16 protein-coding genes are annotated in these 17,802 nt (G+C 68.0%); all 16 read right to left on the bottom strand.

All coding sequences use genetic code 11. From position 1 onward, the window contains the following. Nucleotides 1-36: 36 nt before the first annotated feature. Entirely contained in the window at nt 37-2,856 is a 2,820-nt protein-coding gene (locus AC5RW2_RS20990) for a DEAD/DEAH box helicase (protein WP_494025916.1), read from the bottom strand. Nucleotides 2,857-2,923: 67 nt separating this feature from the next. Continuing rightward, nucleotides 2,924-3,784, bottom strand: coding sequence for a twin-arginine translocase subunit TatC (gene tatC / locus AC5RW2_RS20995; RefSeq protein WP_493999725.1), 861 nt, complete (start codon nt 3,782-3,784; stop codon nt 2,924-2,926). Between the two features lie 5 nt (nt 3,785-3,789). After that, nucleotides 3,790-4,074 carry a Sec-independent protein translocase subunit TatA gene (tatA, locus tag AC5RW2_RS21000; protein ID WP_493999724.1) on the bottom strand — a complete coding sequence of 95 codons (285 nt, stop codon included), beginning with the start codon at nt 4,072-4,074 and terminating at the stop codon, nt 3,790-3,792. A 42-nt stretch (nt 4,075-4,116) separates the two neighbouring features. Further along, nucleotides 4,117-4,452: a hypothetical protein gene (locus AC5RW2_RS21005; RefSeq protein ID WP_494013990.1), complete on the bottom strand. Its 336-nt coding sequence runs from the start codon at nt 4,450-4,452 to the stop codon at nt 4,117-4,119. 10 nt (nt 4,453-4,462) lie between these two features. After that, nucleotides 4,463-6,460 carry a helix-turn-helix transcriptional regulator gene (locus AC5RW2_RS21010; protein WP_494074492.1) on the bottom strand — a complete coding sequence of 666 codons (1,998 nt, stop codon included), beginning with the start codon at nt 6,458-6,460 and terminating at the stop codon, nt 4,463-4,465. Between the two features lie 112 nt (nt 6,461-6,572). Next, complete coding sequence (locus tag AC5RW2_RS21015; RefSeq protein WP_493978452.1) at nt 6,573-6,968, bottom strand: FKBP-type peptidyl-prolyl cis-trans isomerase; 396 nt, start codon at nt 6,966-6,968, stop codon at nt 6,573-6,575. A gap of 69 nt (nt 6,969-7,037) precedes the next feature. Then, complete coding sequence (locus AC5RW2_RS21020) at nt 7,038-7,946, bottom strand: FKBP-type peptidyl-prolyl cis-trans isomerase (RefSeq protein WP_494074493.1); 909 nt, start codon at nt 7,944-7,946, stop codon at nt 7,038-7,040. A gap of 85 nt (nt 7,947-8,031) precedes the next feature. Beyond that, on the bottom strand, nt 8,032-9,393 hold the full coding sequence (gene pafA / locus AC5RW2_RS21025) for a Pup--protein ligase (RefSeq protein WP_494013987.1): 1,362 nt from the start codon (nt 9,391-9,393) through the stop codon (nt 8,032-8,034). 2 nt (nt 9,394-9,395) lie between these two features. Then, nucleotides 9,396-10,127: a proteasome subunit alpha gene (gene prcA / locus AC5RW2_RS21030; RefSeq protein ID WP_494049943.1), complete on the bottom strand. Its 732-nt coding sequence runs from the start codon at nt 10,125-10,127 to the stop codon at nt 9,396-9,398. A gap of 2 nt (nt 10,128-10,129) precedes the next feature. Beyond that, nucleotides 10,130-10,966 (bottom strand): proteasome subunit beta, encoded by an 837-nt coding sequence (gene prcB / locus AC5RW2_RS21035; RefSeq protein ID WP_494074542.1) that lies wholly within the window; start codon nt 10,964-10,966, stop codon nt 10,130-10,132. A gap of 3 nt (nt 10,967-10,969) precedes the next feature. Beyond that, on the bottom strand, nt 10,970-11,173 hold the full coding sequence (locus tag AC5RW2_RS21040) for a ubiquitin-like protein Pup (protein ID WP_493978456.1): 204 nt from the start codon (nt 11,171-11,173) through the stop codon (nt 10,970-10,972). A 42-nt stretch (nt 11,174-11,215) separates the two neighbouring features. After that, nucleotides 11,216-12,814 (bottom strand): depupylase/deamidase Dop, encoded by a 1,599-nt coding sequence (gene dop / locus AC5RW2_RS21045; RefSeq protein WP_494014131.1) that lies wholly within the window; start codon nt 12,812-12,814, stop codon nt 11,216-11,218. 14 nt (nt 12,815-12,828) lie between these two features. Further along, complete coding sequence (arc, locus tag AC5RW2_RS21050) at nt 12,829-14,517, bottom strand: proteasome ATPase (protein WP_493978557.1); 1,689 nt, start codon at nt 14,515-14,517, stop codon at nt 12,829-12,831. Nucleotides 14,518-14,723: 206 nt separating this feature from the next. Then, complete coding sequence (locus AC5RW2_RS21055; RefSeq protein ID WP_494074494.1) at nt 14,724-15,764, bottom strand: tRNA (adenine-N1)-methyltransferase; 1,041 nt, start codon at nt 15,762-15,764, stop codon at nt 14,724-14,726. A gap of 110 nt (nt 15,765-15,874) precedes the next feature. Beyond that, nucleotides 15,875-17,032: a site-2 protease family protein gene (locus AC5RW2_RS21060; RefSeq protein ID WP_494074495.1), complete on the bottom strand. Its 1,158-nt coding sequence runs from the start codon at nt 17,030-17,032 to the stop codon at nt 15,875-15,877. After that, complete coding sequence (locus AC5RW2_RS21065) at nt 17,029-17,757, bottom strand: HAD family hydrolase (protein WP_494074496.1); 729 nt, start codon at nt 17,755-17,757, stop codon at nt 17,029-17,031. Before AC5RW2_RS21065 ends, AC5RW2_RS21060 begins: the two co-directional genes overlap by 4 nt. Nucleotides 17,758-17,802 lie beyond the last annotated feature (45 nt).

The raw sequence follows: 17,802 nt of genomic DNA on the forward strand, positions 1-17,802 counted from the left end.
ATCCTTTCAGAAGGTGGTGTGCGCGCGGTAGCCGGGCTATTCGGCCACGGCGGCGTAGGCGACGACGCCCCGGCGGACCAAGCCAATGGCTTGCCTGCCGCGGGCCGCGAGCTGAGGATCGAGGGCGGGCACTTTGATCAGCTGGTCCAGCAGGTCGATCACCTGCTTGGCCCACCGGACAAAGTCGCCGGCGGCCAGGTCCGTGCCCTTGAGCGCGGTCTGCAGGGACCGGCCGCTGGCCCACTTGTACATCGGCCAGGCGAGTCCGAGCTCCGGCTCGCCGGTGAGCGGCAGCCGGTGCTGTTCCTCAAGATCGGTCAGCTGCGACCATTCACGGACGGCGATCATGACCGACGCTTCCATGGCGGCCGAGGGCATCTTGGGCCGGATGCCGGCCTCTTCCCGCTTGGCCTGGTACACGAGGCAGGACACGAAGGCCGCCAGTTCCGCGGCGGTGAGCCCGGCGAAGGCGTCCTGCTCCAGGCACAGCGCCACCAGCAGGTCACGGTCGCCGTAGATGCGCCGCAGCCGTTCCCCGGCGGGGCTGATGGCGACACCGTCGCCGCCGGTCTCCAGGTAGCCATAGCTGTCCAGCACCTGGCAGACCCGGTCGAAGGTCTTGGCGATGGTGTTGGTGCGGCCCTGGATCTGCGTCACCAGCTGGTCGGTTTCCTTGCGGAGGTTCCACCAGCGCTCCGCCCAGCGGGCATGGTCTTCCCGGTCGCTGCAGCCGTGGCAGGGGTGGGCCTTGAGTTTGCGGCGCAGGTCGTTGATCTGCCGCTCGGCCTGGGTCCCGCCGGGAACGATGAAGTCACGGTGCTCGCTCCCCCGCCGCGGCGGGCGCTTGTCGTGCAGCGCATTGCGCAGCGAGGACGCCAGGTCGCGGCGTTCCTTGGGGCTGCGCGCGTTGAAGGTCTTGGGGATCCGGATGGTGGAGAGTACCTCCACCGGGCCCTGGAAGTCGTCGACGGAAATGCGGCGGATGTGCTTCTCCTGGGTCAGCACCGTGGGGCGGGGCTCGCGGGCGGCTTCGTCCCGGTCCAGCACCACGGCGTAGCCGAGGTTCCGGCCCGCCGAAATGTCGATGATGTCGCCGCGGCGCAGGCGGTCCAGGGACGATGCCGCCGCCGAGCGCAGGTGCCGGGACTGGGTGCGGGAGGCGCGTTTCTCGACCTCGTTCAGGTCCCGGCGCAGGCGGGCGTATTCGTTGAAGTCGCCCAGGTGGCAGCTCATGGCCTTCTCGTAGCCTGCCAGCGACTCTTCCCGGCTGCGCACCTGCTTGGCAAGGCCCACCACGGAGCGGTCGGCCTGGAACTGCGCGAACGAGGTTTCCAGGATCTCCCGGGCCGGGCCGCGGCCAAACTGCGCGATCAGGTTGATGCTCATGTTGTAGGTGGGCCGGAAACTGGAGTTCAGCGGATACGTCCGCCGCGACGCCAGGCCGGCTACGGCTCCCGGATCCGTGCCGGGCTGCCAGAGCACCACGGCATGGCCTTCGACGTCGATGCCCCGCCTGCCGGCGCGGCCGGTGAGTTGCGTGTACTCCCCTGCCGTGATGTCGACGTGCGCCTCGCCGTTGAACTTGTCCAGTTTCTCCAGCACCACCGTCCGCGCCGGCATGTTGACGCCCAGCGCCAGCGTCTCCGTGGCGAAAACGGCGCGGACCAGGTTGTCGGCGAAGAGCTTCTCGACCACTTCCTTGAACGTCGGCAGCATGCCGGCGTGGTGGGCTGAAAAGCCGCGGGACAGGCCTTCGCGCCAGGTCCAAAAGCCCAGCACGTCCAGGTCCTCTTCGGCTATGTCCTGCACGGCCTCGTCCACGCGGCGGACGATGACGGCGCGTTCCTTTTCCGTGGTGAGCAGCAACCCGGATTCCAGGCACTGCTTCACGGCGGCGTCGCAGCCGTTGCGGGAGAAAATGAACGTGATGGCCGGCAGCAGTCCCTCGCTGTCGAGCTTGGCGATGACCTGCGGCCGGCTGGCGCGCCGAATCCGGGTCAGCGCCTGCCGCGGGGGTTCGGGCGCGCGCCGCCCGCGCCGGCCGCCGGAACGGCCCCAGTTGGCGCTGCGGTTGAGCCGGTGCTCGGCCGACGCCAGTTTCAACAACTCGGGGTTCACCTCGTAGGCGCGGCCGCTGCCGGTGCCGGATTCCTGCGCGGTTTCGTCGAAGGCGACGTCGCCGGCGAAAAGATCGAACAGGTCCGAGCCGACCATGACGTGCTGCCACAGCGGCACCGGGCGGTGCTCGGACACCACCACGTCGGTGTCGCCGCGGACGGTGTCCAACCAGGCGCCGAATTCCTCCGCGTTGGAGACGGTCGCGGACAGTGAGACCAACTGCACGTCGTCGGGCAGATGGATGATGACCTCTTCCCACACGGCGCCGCGGAACCGGTCGGCCAGGTAGTGGACTTCGTCCATCACCACATAGGCCAGGTCCAGCAGGGTGTCGGAATTGGCGTACAGCATGTTCCGCAATACCTCGGTGGTCATCACCACCACGTCCGCGTGCGGATTGACCGAGGTGTCCCCGGTGAGCAGCCCCACCCGCTCCGCGCCGTAGGTCGCCACCAGTTCGTTGTACTTCTGGTTGCTCAGGGCCTTGATCGGCGTCGTATAGAACGCCTTGAGTCCCCGCTGCAGGGCCATGTAGACGGCGAACTCGCCGACGACGGTCTTGCCGGCGCCGGTGGGGGCCGCGACCAGGACGCCGCGGCCGCGCTCCAGGGCCTCGCACGCCTCGCGCTGGAAGGGGTCGAGTTCGAATCCGAGCGTCTGGCTGAACGAGTACAGCCGGGTCTTGGAGAAGGCCACCCGTTCGGCGGCCGCAAGGTAGCGTTCGGAGGGGGAACTCATAGCAAAAGCCTATCCGCTTAAATCCGCCGGCCCGATGGGTGCCGCCGGCCCCTGGCCGGGCCGCAGCCTATTTGGCTCCGTCCTGCTCCGGGTTGTCGGCCTTCAGCTGATCGAGCGGCGTGGCCTGGTCGACGCCGGCGGCTACTTCCGCTTCACGGACCTTGCGCCGCTTGTCCCGCCGCTTGTCGTTGAGCAGGCTGATGCCGGTTGCCACGAAGAACAACGCCAGCAAGGGGGCCGCCAGCAGGAACATGGACATGGCATCCGGGCCGGGGGCGGCCATCGCCGCCACCAGGCAGACCACGAACACCACGATCCGCCAGCTCTTGATCACGCGGCGGCCGGACAGCAGGCCGGCGAAATTCAGCCCCACCAACACCACGGGAAGCAGGAACGCGATGCCGAGGGAGAGGAACATCCGCATCACGAATGTGAGGTAGTCGGTGGCCAGGATCTGGTTCACGCCGCCTTCCGGCGTGAACATGGTCAGTACCTTGACGATCTCCGGGAGCACGATCCAGCCGAAGTAGATCCCGAGCAGGAACAGCGGCACGGCGGCGACCATGAAGCCGAGCGTGTAGCGGCGTTCCTTGGTCTTCAAGCCGGGCGTGATGAAGGCCCACACCTGGTAGATCCACACCGGGGAGCTGACCAGCAGCCCCAGGAAGATGGAGACCTGGATTTTCAGGTCGAACGGAGATCCGACACTGCCGTAGTTGATTTCCGCACGCCGGCCCTCTTCCGCCGAGATTTCCATCAGCGGTGCCTGGACGGCGACCATCACGGGGTCGTACAGGAACCAGCCGGCGACCGCGCCGAGCAGGACGGCAATGCCGGAAACGATGAGCCGGTTGCGGAGTTCTTTCAGATGGGCCTTGAGCGGCATCCGCCCCTCAGGGTTGGCCTTCCGGCCTTTCTTACCGGCCACGGCCCTTACTGCTGGTGCGGCGATGGGGATCCGCCGTTCGCATTCGGCTGCTGTCCGCGGTTGTCAGTGTTGTTCCGCGGCGGGTTGACCACGCGGCCCTCGACGGGTTCCGAGTCCGGGGCGGCGGTGGACGCGTCGTCGTCCTTCATCTGCTTCACCTCGGACTTGAAGATCCGCATGGACTGGCCCAGGCTCCGGGCAAGGCCCGGCAGCTTCGGTGCGCCAAAGAGCAGCAGCACAATGATCACCAGAATAATGATGGTCCAGGGGTTATCGAAGAGTCGTCCCATGCGTGGTTCCTTTCGTCTAGTCCATCCTATGCCATCGGCGGGTCAGGACAGCCGCAGATCGCGGAGGGACTGCCGCTGGCCGCGGGCGGCGCGCCGGGCGAACCTGCGCTGCCTCCGCTCCTCGCGCCTCCGCTCCTTGCCCTGGACGTATTCCTCCTTGAGTACCGTGGAGTCGGCGAAGAGTGCCAGCCGGGGGCGGTGCGGGTCGGCGGGCTGCCGTTCCGTCTGGAGTCCGCCGGCCAGCCGGTCGGCCGCCGCCTCGAATTCACGCAAAGTTCGCATGAACTGGCGGAAAATCCGCCAGCCGAGCAGGGCGATGAACACCAGGGCCAGCGCGCAAAGGGCAACCCAGAGAAGGATCCAGAACCAAAGGGGCATGCTGTCCACTCTAGCTTCCGGCCGAAGCCGGGGCCTCGCGGTAGGCCTCCAGCGCCTGCCGCAGCCATTCCCGGGTCTGGCCGGCCGCCTCCGCCGGTTCCAGCACGGCAACTTCGCCGCCGTGGCGTGCCGCCAGGCCGGGCAGCACAGCCGTGCTGGACAGCCGGATTTCGGCCGCGAGCGAACCGTCCGCAAGGACCGCGCGGCGCCGGGCATTGTATTGGTCGGCCAGTTCGGCCAGGCGCTCGGAGATCCGCAGGACCACCACCTGGTCCGTCTCCTGCGGGGTGAACAGGCTGTCGGGGAATTCGCTGCTCCGTTCGGCCGGCGGCTCAAAGTGCTCGGCGGTGGCGGCCAGGGAGCGCATGCGGTCTACCCGGAACTGCCGCACGGCCTGCTGGCGGTGGCACCAGGCCTCGGTGTACCAGTGGCCGTCCACGGCGAAGACCCGGAGCGGATCGATCCGGCGGTTCGTCATCTCATCCCGGGACGGCACGAGGTAGTCGATGTCCACGCTGCGCCGGGCGGCCGCGGCTTCCTGCAGCGCGAGCACCTCGGGCGTGCTGTCCTCGGCCGCCAGATCCGCGGCGATGGCCGTGTGGCGGGCGGCAACCCCGCCGGCCGCCGCCAACAGCTTGCTGAGCGCGCTGCGCAGGGCGGGCTGCTCCCCCACCCCGGGCACCGTCTCGAGGGCCTGCAGGCCGACCACCAGCGAGAGCGCCTCGTCCAGGCTCAGGCGCACCGGCTTGTCGATCTCGTCGGCGTTGTTGATGGAGATGGTGCCGTCTTCCCAGAAGGCTTCGATGAGCTGGTCCGGGCCGTAGCCGGGAGTCCCGCAGACGAACAGCAGGTTCAGGTCCTTGATCAGCTGGTTCTTGCTGATCTTGAACTTCTCGGCGGTGGCGTCCAGCGGCACCCCCGGATTCGCCGTGACGTAAGAGACCAGATCCAGCAGCCGCGGCAGATGGTCCAGGGACCCCGTCTTCCGTGCCGGCCGTGAGCTGTCCTCCAGCAGGGTGTACGACGGCGGTGCCTGGGTGGCGGCGGCCAGGGCGCCTTCCAGCCGGCGCACCACGGCGCCGCGCAGCTCGTCCGGACCCTGGACCAGGGCGTTGGCACCGTGCGAGGCAATTTCCTCCGCCAGCACCTCCGCGTCGCCGTAGCCAAGTGTGACGGCGTCCCAGCCCGCCGGCGGCCGGACGTCCTCGGCGGGTGCGGCGGCCGCACGCAGCGAGTTGGCCTTGTCCTGCCGGAGCAGGAGGACGGCGGTCCCGTTGTCCTCCGGCGCCTGCAGCCCGTCCAGCACCGTGCGCATGGCGAAGCCTTCCGGGATGCTGTAGGTCCCGTTCAGCTTCTTTATGGTGGAGGTGATCCTGGACAGCCGGAAGGTGCGCTGGGCGTCCCGGTCCAGGTCGCGGCCGGCCAGGTACCAGTGGCCGTAGCGGTTGCCCAGCCCCCAGGGCTCCACCCGCCGCGGCTGCGGCCGGCCGTCTTTGGGCGACCGGTAGTCGAAGGAGACCGGGGTGTGGTCCAACACCGCCTTGAGCAGCGGTTCGAAGGCCGGCTCCGCGGTGCGGATGCGCGGTTCCACCCCGATCAGTGGATCGCCGTCGGCCAGGGCTCCGTGCACGTCGAGCCGGCGGACGGCCCGGGCGGCTGCCGACCCCAGCGAGGCCTGCTGCCACAAGCGGGAGGCCAGCGAGAGCACCGCGCTCTCCCGGGCGGTGAAGTGGAGTTCCGGCAACCGGTACTTGTGCCGGTCGATCCGGTACCGCAGCCCGCTGTTGTCGTTTTCGTAGAGCGTGTCGTCCGGGAACGTCTCCACCGGGATGCCCATTTCCCGCAGGTCCTCTTTGTCCCGCTCGAACAGCCGGTTGAAGGCGTCGTCGCTGGTCGCCTCGCGATACGGCGGGATCAGCGCGCGCAGCTCTTCCTTGCTGTAGCCCCGGCGGCGTTCCAGCAGCGCGATCAGCAGGTTGAGGAGTCGTTCGGTCTTGGAGGCGGACATAGTTGAAACGTTACTGGCTGGAGGGTTTCGGGGCGAAGTCAACGCCGAAGGGGCGGAGTAACGATGAACTAACGTTCTCCGTCGCTCCGCCCCCGGCTGCCGGTCTGTGGGCTCAGCGGACGCCGAGCAGGTCCACCACGAAGATCAGCGATTCGCCCGGCGCGATCGCGGACCCGGCGCCGCGGTCGCCGTATGCGAGGTGCGCCGGGATCTCCAGCCGGCGGCGGCCGCCCACCTTCATGCCCAGCAGGCCCTGGTCCCAGCCCTGGATGACTTGGCCGACGCCAACGCGGAAGTCCAGCGGTGCGCCGCGGTTCCACGATGCGTCGAACTCTTCACCGGTGGACCAGGCGACGCCCACGTAGTGGGTGGACACGGTGTCGCCGGCCTTGGCCTCGGCGCCGTCTCCCACGATGATGTCTTCGATCACCAGGTCCTGCGGGGTTTCGGTCCCCGGGAAGTCGATCTCGGGTTTGGTGCGGTCGTATTCGCGCTTGCCAAAAGACATGCTGAACCTCTCTTGCTTGACGTGTATCTGGTGCTGCGTCGGCTACGTTACCGCACGGTGCGGCATCCCCTACCGGACGTCCGTAAGCTCCACATAGAAGATGAGGTCCCCCACGGCATCTCCCTGGCCCTGCACATAGGCCATCTCGGTGGGAATGGACAGCATGACCTTGGCACCTTCCTTCAGGCCGGTCAAACCCTTGGTCCAACCTTCGATGACTCGGTTGAGCGGGAACTCGGTGGCTTCCCCGCGGGAATAGCTGGAATCGAATTCGGTGCCCTTGGCCCAGTTCCATCCGGCGTAATTGGCCCTAACCGTGCTGGAAGCGGTGGCTTCCTTGCCCTTGCCTTCTTCGATGACCTTGACGATGAGGTTCTCCGGCGCGTCGTTGCCTTCAGGGATCTTGACCGAGGGGACGCCCTCGCCGTCGAGGGTGATCTCGGGAAGTTTGCCGGCCTTCTCCAGCTCGGCGACCTCGGCGGGACTTGCCTTGACGGCCTTGTCCTTGACATCCTCCACGGTCAGGACGAACAGTTGCGGGTTTTGCGCCGGCGCGGACGCGCCGGCGGTTTCCGGAGGCTGCAGGTAGTAAGCGATCTGGCTGCCCGGGTTGGAGCCCAGCAGAGCCCCGTACAGCGTCGGATCGGCAGCTTCCAGATCCTTGCTCAGTTCCACCGTCTGGTCCGCCAGGCCGGAGTAGGTCTCGACCAACTGTTCCCCGGTGACAGCGTCCTTGGCCAGCAGCCGGTAGCGGATCCACTGGCCCGCGGCAGCACCGTCCCCCTCGCCTTCGGTGATGACTTCGGCCCGGGATTCGGGCAGTTCCAGCGGCGCGGCGAATTCGACGGCGGGGGCGGCGCCTTCGGCGCCGGAGGTCACGGAGATGTCATCCAGGCTGTCCGAACCCGAATCGCCGTTGCCGCCGCACGCGGTGAGCAGCAGGGCGGCCGGCAGGAGGATGGAGAGTATTTTGCGCACAATCGACTTTCTTATCGCGGAACTTGCGGGCACGGGACATTCTCGCAGAGAAATCTGGTGATCCGCTTGGAATACGGGGCGGAGGTCACAAGGTGGCGAGCAGCGCCTCGACCCTGGGGTCCTCGCTTTTGAACGGATCCTTGCAGAGGATGGTCTGCTGGGAGCGGTCGTTGAGCTTCAGGTGGACCCAGTCGACCGTGAAGTCGCGGCCGTTTTCCCGGGCCGCGCGGACGAAGTCGCCGCGCAGCTTGGCGCGGGTGGTCTGCGGCGGCCGGTCCACGGCGTCCTTGACGTCCTGTTCCTCCACCACCCGGGCCACCTCCCCGCGTGCCTGCAGCAGGTGGTAGAGGCCGCGCCGGCTGGAGATGTCGTGGTAGGTCAGATCCACCTGCGCGATCCGCGGGTGATCCAGGTCGATGGCCTGGCGGTCCATGATCCGGTTGATCAGCCGCTTCTTGATGGCCCAGTCGATCTCCCGCTCGATGCCGCGGTGGTCGCCCGATTCGACGGCCGCCAGGGTCCGTTCCCACAAATCGAGGATGCGTTCCACGTGCGGGCTGTGTGCCCCGTTGGCCTGGACGAACCCGCGCGCCTTGGCCAGGTATTCCTGCTGCATGGCCAGCGCAGACATCTCCCGCCCGCTGGCCAGCTTCAGCGGCCTGCGGCCGGTCAGGTCGTGCGAGATGTCCCGGATGCTGCGGATCGGGTTTTCCAGCCGGAGGTCGCGCATGATGACCCCTGCTTCGATCATCCGCAGGAGCAGGTCCACCGTCCCGACCTTGAGCATGGTGGTGGACTCGGACATGTTTGAGTCGCCGTTGATGACATGCAGCCGCCGGTAGTACTCGGCGTCTGCGTGCGGTTCGTCCCTCGTGTTGATGATGGGCCGTGACCTGGTGGTGGCGGACGAGACGCCCTCCCAAATGTGGTCGGCGCGCTGGGAGAAGGCGAAGATGGAGCCGTTCTGCGTCTTGAGCACCTTGCCGGCGCCGACCAGGATCTGCCGCGTCACCAGGAACGGGATCATGATGTCGGCCAGCCGGGAGAATTCCAGTTTGCGCGGGATCAGGTAGTTTTCGTGGCTGCCGTAGGAATTCCCGGCAGAATCGGTGTTGTTCTTGAACAGGTAGACGCTGCCGCCGAAGCCCTCCCGCGCCAGGCGCTCCTGGGCTTCGTTCATCAGGTCTTCGAGGATCAGTTCCCCCGCCCGGTCCTGCGCCACCAGTTGGGCGACGTCGTCGCATTCCGCGGTCGCGTACTCGGGATGGGACCCGACGTCCAGGTACAGCCGGGACCCGTTGGTCAGGAACACGTTGGACGACCTGCCCCACGTGACCACCTTGCGGAAGAGGTAGCGGGCCACCTCTTCGGGCGAGAGCGGGCGCGAATCCGGCGCCGAATAGGAAATGCCGAATTCGGTCTCGATCCCGAAGATGCGTCGGTCCATGGCTAGCCGTCCATTCCCTCGCCTAATATCCGGTGCAGTTCAGCGGTCGGCAACCGGCGGAAGGCGCGCCGGCTCCCCCGGGTGGACAGCGGGTCGCGGTCCAGGACGGCGACTTCCAGGCCCTCGGGACGCAGTTCCCTGCCCTGCCCCGCGTCCTGCTCGCCGGTCCCGCCGGACAGGGCGGCCACCGCCGCCCGGACCGCGCCGGGAAAGTCCCGGTCCGCGGCCGGGTTGCCGCGCAGCCTCTCGCCCACCGCCTCGGCCGAACCACCCATCACCACGAAGCCGCGCTCGTCGGCGATGGACCCGTCGAAGGTCAGCCGGAACAGCCGGTCGTCGCCCGGCGTATCGCCGACCTCGGCGACGGCAAGCTCCACTTCGAACGGCTTGCTGTCGGCGGTGAACACGGCGCCCAGGCTTTGCGCGTACACGCTGGCGAGGCCGCGGCCGGTGACGTCATCCCGGTCGTAGGAGTAGCCGCGCACGTCGGCGTAGCGGACCCCGGCCTGGCGCAGGCTTTCGAACTCGTTGTATTTGCCGACCGCGGCGAACGCGATCCGGTCGTAGATTTCCCCGATCTTGTGCAGCGCCGGCGAGGGGTTTTCGGCGACCAGCGCGATTCCCTCGGAGCAGCTGAGCACCACCACGGAACGGCCCCGGGCGATGCCTTTCCGGGCGAAGTCCGCCCGGTCCTTCATCAGCTGTTCGGGCGAGACGTAGAACTGTTGCGTCATGCTCAGGCCTCCCGTCCGGCCGCGGCCCGCGCTCCGATGACGGCCTCGGACGTGGCGGCGAGTTCCCGGTCCGGGATCCGGCGGGCGCCGGCGGCGTTGACGGTGTAGATCACTGGCCACACCTGCCGGACGGCATCCGGTCCCCCGGTCGCCGAGTCGTCGTCGGCGGCGTCGTACAGGGCTTCGACGGCCACCCGGACCGCTGCCGCCTCCTCCAGGTTCGGCTGCCAGAGCTTCTTCAGCGCCCCGCGGGCAAAGACCGACCCGGACCCCACGCTGTGATGCTCCTGCTCCTCATAGCGTCCGCCCGTGACATCGTAGGAGAACAGCCGGCCAACCCGCCGCTCGGCATCGAATCCGGCGAAGAGCGGAATGACTGCGAGGCCCTGCATCGCCATGGGCAGATTCGACCGGATCATCGCGCCCAACCGGTTGGCCTTGCCGTCGAGGCTGAGCAGCGTGCCTTCGATCTTCTCGTAGTGCTCGAGTTCCACCTGGAAGAGCCGCGTGATGTCCAGGGCGATGCCGGCGGTGCCGGCGATGCCCAGCAGCGAATGGGAATCGGCCGGAAAGACCTTTTCAATGTGCCGGCTGGCAATCAGGTTGCCCATGGTTGCCCGCCGGTCGCCGGCCATCAGCACGCCGCCGGCGAACGTCATCGACACGATGGTGGTGCCGTGGGGCACCATCGGTGCCGCCCCCGCCGGCAGCTGCTGGGCCCCCCGGGCGCCCGGCAGCAGATCCGGGGCGGTGCGCGCCAGATACTCGCTGAAGGAGGCGGTGGCTGAATGGGAAATGTGGGCGAAAACCGAGCCCGGACCGCCGGCCGGCATGTCCATCAATTACTGGCCGCCCTTCTGCACGAAACCGCGCACGAATTCTTCCGCGTTCTGTTCCAGCACGCCGTCGATCTCGTCCAGCAGATCATCCGTGCCTTCGGTCTCGGCCTGCGCGGCCGGTGCGGCGGCAGGCTCGGGCGTGGGCTCGTCGTCGTACTCTTCGTCGTCGCGGCGCGAGTCCACGTTCTTGCGGTCCTGGGTTGCCATGATGGCCTCCTTCTGGTGGGACGATCGACTCTGTCCTAGTGCTTATGTTGCCACGTGGGGCTCGTCCGCGGGGCCCAGCAACGCCGTGATGAAGTCCTCTGCCGACGAAGCTTCCTCGAAGAGCCTGCCGGTCAGTGCGCGGTTGCCGCGCAACGGCTCGCGGGTGGGGATGCGCTGCAGCCGGCGCCGGTCGGGAAGATCGAAAATCACCGAGTCCCAGCTGGCCCCGACGACCTCGCGGGGGAAGTGTTGAATGCACTTCCCGCGGAAGTAGGCCCTGGTGTCCTCGGGCGGCTCGCCCACGGCGGCGTCGATCTGTGCGTCCGAGAGCAACCGGCGGATCCGGCCGCGTGCGGCCAGGCGGTGGTAGAGGCCCTTCTCGGGCCGCACGTCGGCATATTGCAGGTCGATGAGGCCCAGGCGCGGGTCGCCCCACTCCATGCCGTCCCGGTCCCGGTAGGCCTGCAGCAGTTTGAGCTTGGCCACCCAATCCAGCTGGTCGGCGGCGTCCATCGGGTCCCGGCGGAGCGTGTCCAGCACCGCAGCCCAGCGCCGCAGCACGTCCGCGGTCTGGCCGCTGTCGGTCCCGTGCCGGCGGCAATGCTCCACCGCTGCCTGCAGGTAGATCTCCTGCAGGTCCAGGCCGGTGACCATGCTGCCGTCCTTGAGCGGTACCTTCTGCTGCAGGGAGGGGTCGTGGCTGATCGCCTGCAGCGCCTGCACGGGGTCGGCCAGCTGGACGTCCGGTACCTCGCCGTGTTCGATCATCGACAGCACGACGGAGGTGGTGCCCATCTTCAAAAAAATCGACACCTCGCTCAGATTCGCGTCGCCGATGATCACGTGCAGCCGCCGGTACTTGTCCGCGATCGCGTGCGGTTCGTCCCGGGTGTTGATGATGGGCCGCCGGATGGTGGTCTCCAACCCCACTTCGGCCTCGAAGAAGTCCGCGCGCTGGCTGACCTGGTAGCCAGGGGTGCGGCCGTTGCTGCCCAGCCCCACCCGCCCGGCACCGCACACGACCTGCCGGGACACGAAAAACGGAATCAAGCCGGTGACAATCCGGTTGAACGGCACGCTGCGCGGCATCAGGTAGTTCTCGTGCGCGCCGTAGGAGACCGACTTGTTGTCGGTGTTGTTCTTGTACAGGTTCACCGGCGAGAATCCCGGCGTGGCGGCGATCCTGCGCATCGCGGCGAGCACGACGGCATCGCCCGCCTTGTCCCAGCGCACCGCATCCAGCGGGTTGGTCACCTCGGGCGAGGAATATTCCGGATGGGCGTGGTCCACGTACAGCCGGGCCCCGTTGCTGAGCACCATGTTCATGAGCACGCCGGAGGATTCGTCCGTGTAGAACTCGTTGCCGGCCGCGCGGCCGCCGGCCAGCGCTATCTGCTCGGCGTCGAGGATCGGCGGGACATCGGTGAGCTGGGAAGGGTCCGCCTGGTCACGCGACAGGTCGAATCCGCGGGCATCGTGCAGCGGCTCCTCGTCGGTGTAATCCCACCGGGTGCCGGCCAGGTTCCCCAGGCCCTTCCGCATGGTCGCCGCGTACGCGTTGATCACCTGCGAGGAGAGCACCGTGGAGTTGGCCAGGGGTTCGCCGGGAGCATGGATGCCATACTCCGTCTCCGAACCCATCACGCGATAGACGCTCACAGGTACTGCCCGGTGTTGGACATCGTTTCGATGGCCTTGCCGGCCTCCTGCCCGGCCTTGCCCTGCACGATCGTGCGGATGTAGGTGATCCGTTCGCCCTTCTTGCCGGAAATCCGGGCCCAGTCGTCCGGATTGGTGGTGTTGGGGAGGTCCTCGTGCTCGCGGAATTCGTCCACCACGGCGCTGAGCAGATGCTCGATCCGCAGGCCCTTCTGCTGGTTGGTCAGCAGGTCCTTGATGGCGTTCTTCTTGGCCCGGTCCACCACGTTCTGGATGACGGCGCCGGAATTGAAGTCCTTGAAGTAGAGCATTTCCGTGTCGCCGCTGGCGTAGGTGACTTCCAGGTACTCGTTCGACTTGTCGGTGGAGTACATTTCCTCGACCGTGCGCTGGATCATCGCGTCGATGGTCGCCTTGCGGTCCTGCCCGTGCTCAGCGAGGTCCTCGGCATGGATGGGGAGGTTGGTGGTGAGGTACTTGGCGAAGATGTCCGCGGCCGCCTCGGCGTCCGGCCGGTGGATCTTGATCTTCACGTCCAGCCGGCCGGGGCGCAGGATGGCCGGGTCGATCATGTCCTCGCGGTTGGAGGCGCCGATGACGATGACGTTCTCCAGCTTCTCGACGCCGTCGATCTCGGACAGCAGCTGCGGCACGATGGTCGTTTCGACGTCGGACGAGACGCCGGTGCCGCGGGTGCGGAACAGCGAATCCATTTCGTCGAAGAAGACCACCACCGGGCTGCCGTCGGATGCCTTCTCGCGTGCCCGGGCGAAAATCAGCCGGATGTGCCGCTCGGTCTCGCCCACGTACTTGTCCAGCAGTTCCGGTCCCTTGATGTTCAGGAAGTAGCTGCGGGTGTCCGTGCCGCTGCGCTCGATGGCCTTGGCGGCCAGCGAGTTGGCCACGGCCTTGGCGATCAGCGTCTTGCCGCAGCCGGGAGGGCCATAGAGCAGGATGCCCTTGGGGGCCTTCAGGCCGTGCTCGCGGTAGAGGTCGGGATGCAGGAAGGGAAGCTCGACGGCGTCGCGGATCTGGTCGATCTGCGGTCCCAGGCCGCCGATGTCCTCGTAGGAGATGTCCGGCACCTCCTCGAGGATGAGGTTCTCCACCTCGCTGCGTGGAATCTTCTCCAGCGCGTAACCGCTGCGGGCGTCGATGGACACGGCGTCGCCGACCCGGAGCCGTTCGGTCCGCAGGGCGCCGGACAGTTTGACGACCCGTTCCTCGTCGGCGCGTCCGACCACCAGGACGCGGTCACCGTCGAGCATTTCCTTGATGGTGACCAGTTCGCCGGAGCGCTCGAAGCCGAGCGCGGCGATCACTGTGAGCGACTCGTTGAGCAGGACCTCCTGGCCGGGGGCGAGGTGGTCCATCTTTACCAGGGGGCTGACCGCGACGCGCAGCTTGCGCCCGGACTGCACGATGTCGACGCTCTCCTGCACCACGGCAGCGTTGCTCGTGCCGGGCCGCGGCCGTTGCGCCTTGTTAACCTGGGTGATGGTCGCGAAGCTGAAGGGGGTTTCGCCGTCGCGTTCGAGGGCGGACTTAAGCCGGACAATCTCGCTCTTCGCGGTCTCGAGCGTGGAGACGAGGCGGGAATTGTTTTGGGTGGCCGCGGCCAACTGCTTGTCCAGGTGGCGGAGTTTGTCGCGCAGGACGTTGATCTGGCGCTGGGCGACCGTCAACGCGTCACGCGGGTCGTCCTGCCGTTCAGCCGGTGCCGGTTGGTTGTTCTGGTTCTGGTCGTTCATCACCGCGACCTGCTTCCGTGATCGGTTCCTTCCCTAGACACTAACCGGCCCCCGCGCCGGCTGCACCTGTCTACGAAAGAAAACGCCAAACCGAGACATCTTGTTCCGATGCCCCCGCGGAAGCGGCCCGCGTCCCGCCCTCAGTCGGTTTCGGGGTTGATGTCCTTGAACGCTCCGCGCTGCACGGTGGAGGCGGCATCCTTGGCAGCGCGGCGCAGCCGGCGGTCGGACACGGTCCGCTCCCCCAGTGCCTCGGCATTCCAATCGTCCTCGTCGCCGGTCCACGCCTGCACGTCCTCGGCGGCGAAGCCGGTCTTGGACGGACGACGCTTGGGCGTCAGGCCCGTCTCGCCGCCGGCCAGCCGGCGGGCCGTGAGCAGGAAACCGGTGTGCGCCACCATGCGGTGGTCGGGCCGGACGGCCAGGCCCTCCAGGTGCCAGCCGCGGACCATCGACTCCCAGCCGTCGGGCTCGGTGAACCGGCCGTCGGCCCGGATCGCCTCGGCAGTACGTGACAATTGCGTAACGGTCGCGACGTAGCTGATCCAGACGCCGCCGGGCGCCAGCACCGTCGCCACCGCGTCCAGGCACTCCCACGGCGCCAGCATGTCCAGCACCACCCGGTCCACGCTGCCGGGTTCCTCGGCTTTGACGACTTCGTCCTGGAAATCTCCCAGCGAGATCTGCCAGGCGGGGTGCGGTCCGCCGAAGAACGTTTCCACGTTGCCGCGGGCAACGTCGGCAAATTCCTCGCGCCGCTCGAACGAGTGCAGCCGTCCGCCGTCGCCCACGGCGCGCAGCAGCGATATGCTCAGGGCACCCGAACCGACCCCGGCCTCCACCACCCGGGCGCCCGGGAAGATGTCCGCCATGGTCACGATCTGGGCGGCGTCCTTGGGGTAGACCACGGCGGCGCCGCGCGGCATGGAGAGCACGAAGTCCGAAAGCAGCGGGCGCAGGGCCTGGTACCGGTGGCCCACCGTGTTTGCCACGACCGTGCCCTCTTGCCGTCCGATCACCTCGTCATGCGGCAGGAAGCCCTTGTGCGTATGGAACGCGCCACCGGGCGTCAGGGTGATGGTGTTCATCCGGCCCTTTTCGTCCGTGAGCTGGACCCGTTCCCCGGGCCGGAACGGCCCGCGTCGCTGGTCGGCGCCGTGCGCGCTGGTGGTGGAGCTCATGCGTGGGATCACTTCCGGTCGTTGTGTGTGCGGCCGCGGCGGTGTGTGCCGGGCCGGTTCGTCGATTGTATTCCGGCCGGCGGCCGGGTTCCCGGCGCCGACCGGCGGGATCAGAGCCTGCCGGCCTTGCCGGTGATGGCGCGGACCACCGTGCTTTGCTGGAGCACCCCGGTGACGCGGCCCTCGCCGTCGATCACGGCGTACTCGCTGCCGGCCAGCCGGGCCAGGTACTGCACCAGCTCCTGGCCGGCAGCCGCCTCCGGCACGTAGGCCCCCGGCGCCAGAGCCCGGGAGACGGCCGCGGCGGGAGTCCGGGGGGCGGCCGGCGGCGGCACCTGCTCCAGCGCCGTGGGGTCCACGACTGCTTCGGGCTGGCCGGTCGCGGCGGTGAGCACCACGGAGAGCCCGGGGTGCCCCTGGATCAGCTGCCGCACCTGGTCCACCGTGGCGGTGGCGGGCAGCGACGCGGCCGGAAGCTTGAGCTGCCCGGCGCTGACGGACGGCAGCCGCAAGCGCATCCGGGCGTGCGAGATGGCCGAGCTGGCGCCCATCCAGAGGAAACCGCACACCAGCACCATGAGCACCACCAGCTGGAGGTCCGGCGTGCCGCCCCGCAGCAACGGGACGCCGATCACGCCGATCACCAGCAGCACCACGATGGCGCGGCCGGCCCAGCCCGCCGCCACGGTCCCCTTTTCCTGGCTGCCGGTCGCCTTCCAGACGGCGGTCTCCACCAGACGCCCGCCGTCCAACGGGAGCCCCGGAAGGATATTGAAGACGGCCACCAGGAAGTTGGCCCAGATGAAGATGTCGGTCAGCAGGAACGGAATCGGTTCGCCGCGGAACAGCGGCAGGACGAGCATGCCGGCGCCGGCCAGCGCGAAGTTGGCCACGGGCCCGGACAAGGCCACCAGCAGGGACTTGCCCGGCGTGGCGTTGAAGTTGTCGAACTGGGTGTGGCCGCCCCAGAGATTGAGCACGATCTTGGCCGACGGCCACCGGAAGGTCCGGGCGGTCAGGGCGTGGGCGAGTTCGTGCACCAGCACCGAGAACAGCAGCAGCAGCGCGTAACCGAACGCCACGGCGTACGCTCCCACGCCGATCTCCGGCATCAGGCGCTGCACCTGGGGGCCGAAGATCAGCACGATGAAGGCGGCGATCACGAACCAGGACCAGGCCAGGACCACCGGGACGCCGAACATGCGGCCCAGGGGAATGCCTTCGCTGCGTTCCTTTTCCTCGGCCGGCCGGGGGGTTTGCGTGCTCATACTCCTGCTTCCTGGGCGGCGCCCACCAGGACGCCCTCCACGTCCGCCAGGCCCTTTCCGGCCAGGCTGTCCCAGTGCGGGCGCCCCGGTACCGGCGGAACGGGCACGACGTGTGGGATGGCCACGGTCACGAGGCCGGCGGCTTCGGCGGAGGCAACCCCGGGAACCGAGTCTTCCAGCGCCACGACGTACTGCTTGTCGGCGCCGGGCAGGTGGCCGCTGAGCCAGTCGAAGGCCTGCTGGTACGGTTCCGGGTCCGGCTTGCCGCGCGTGACCATGTCACCGGTGACGACGTGGCGGAAGCTGCCCTCGGGCAGCGCCCTGACCACTTCGGCGGCGAGCTTGGTCTCGCTCATGGTCACCAGGACCGACGGAATGCCTGCCCCGGCCAGCTCCGCGAGCAACTCCCGTGCGCCGGGGCGCCACGGGATGCGCCCGCGGACGCGTTCGGTCACGGCGTCGATCAGCCGGTCGACAATCTCGCGGATGCCCAGTTCGACGCCGGCCTGCTGCAGCACGGCGGCGGATGTCTCCAGCGCATTGCCCACCAGCTTTTTGCCCAGTTCGTCGTCCCACACCCCGCCGAACGAAGCAACCAATTCGGTTTCGGCTTCGATCCAGTACGGCTCGGTGTCGACGAGCGTTCCGTCCATGTCCCAGAAAACGGCCTGCAGGCCGGACGACGGATGGCTGGACGCAGCGGGGGAAGGGGAAATTTCGGGCATGCATCCAGTCTACGGGCCCTTCCTGCCCGGCCCCGGCATCGGCCC

The organism is Arthrobacter sp. B0316-1-20 (genome assembly GCF_059091865.1).

What these genes read in the sequence shown, in the direction of transcription:
- AC5RW2_RS20990 (WP_494025916.1), bottom strand. Translation starts at nt 2,856, where the DNA reads ATGAGTTCCCCCTCCGAACGCTACCTTGCGGCCGCCGAACGGGTGGCC.
- tatA (WP_493999724.1), bottom strand. Translation starts at nt 4,074, where the DNA reads ATGGGACGACTCTTCGATAACCCCTGGACCATCATTATTCTGGTGATC.
- AC5RW2_RS21005 (WP_494013990.1), bottom strand. Translation starts at nt 4,452, where the DNA reads ATGCCCCTTTGGTTCTGGATCCTTCTCTGGGTTGCCCTTTGCGCGCTG.
- AC5RW2_RS21010 (WP_494074492.1), bottom strand. Translation starts at nt 6,460, where the DNA reads ATGTCCGCCTCCAAGACCGAACGACTCCTCAACCTGCTGATCGCGCTG.
- AC5RW2_RS21015 (WP_493978452.1), bottom strand. Translation starts at nt 6,968, where the DNA reads ATGTCTTTTGGCAAGCGCGAATACGACCGCACCAAACCCGAGATCGAC.
- pafA (WP_494013987.1), bottom strand. Translation starts at nt 9,393, where the DNA reads ATGGACCGACGCATCTTCGGGATCGAGACCGAATTCGGCATTTCCTAT.
- prcA (WP_494049943.1), bottom strand. Translation starts at nt 10,127, where the DNA reads ATGACGCAACAGTTCTACGTCTCGCCCGAACAGCTGATGAAGGACCGG.
- prcB (WP_494074542.1), bottom strand. Translation starts at nt 10,966, where the DNA reads ATGGACATGCCGGCCGGCGGTCCGGGCTCGGTTTTCGCCCACATTTCC.
- AC5RW2_RS21040 (WP_493978456.1), bottom strand. Translation starts at nt 11,173, where the DNA reads ATGGCAACCCAGGACCGCAAGAACGTGGACTCGCGCCGCGACGACGAA.
- dop (WP_494014131.1), bottom strand. Translation starts at nt 12,814, where the DNA reads ATGGGTTCGGAGACGGAGTATGGCATCCATGCTCCCGGCGAACCCCTG.
- AC5RW2_RS21055 (WP_494074494.1), bottom strand. Translation starts at nt 15,764, where the DNA reads ATGAGCTCCACCACCAGCGCGCACGGCGCCGACCAGCGACGCGGGCCG.
- AC5RW2_RS21060 (WP_494074495.1), bottom strand. Translation starts at nt 17,032, where the DNA reads ATGAGCACGCAAACCCCCCGGCCGGCCGAGGAAAAGGAACGCAGCGAA.
- AC5RW2_RS21065 (WP_494074496.1), bottom strand. Translation starts at nt 17,757, where the DNA reads ATGCCCGAAATTTCCCCTTCCCCCGCTGCGTCCAGCCATCCGTCGTCC.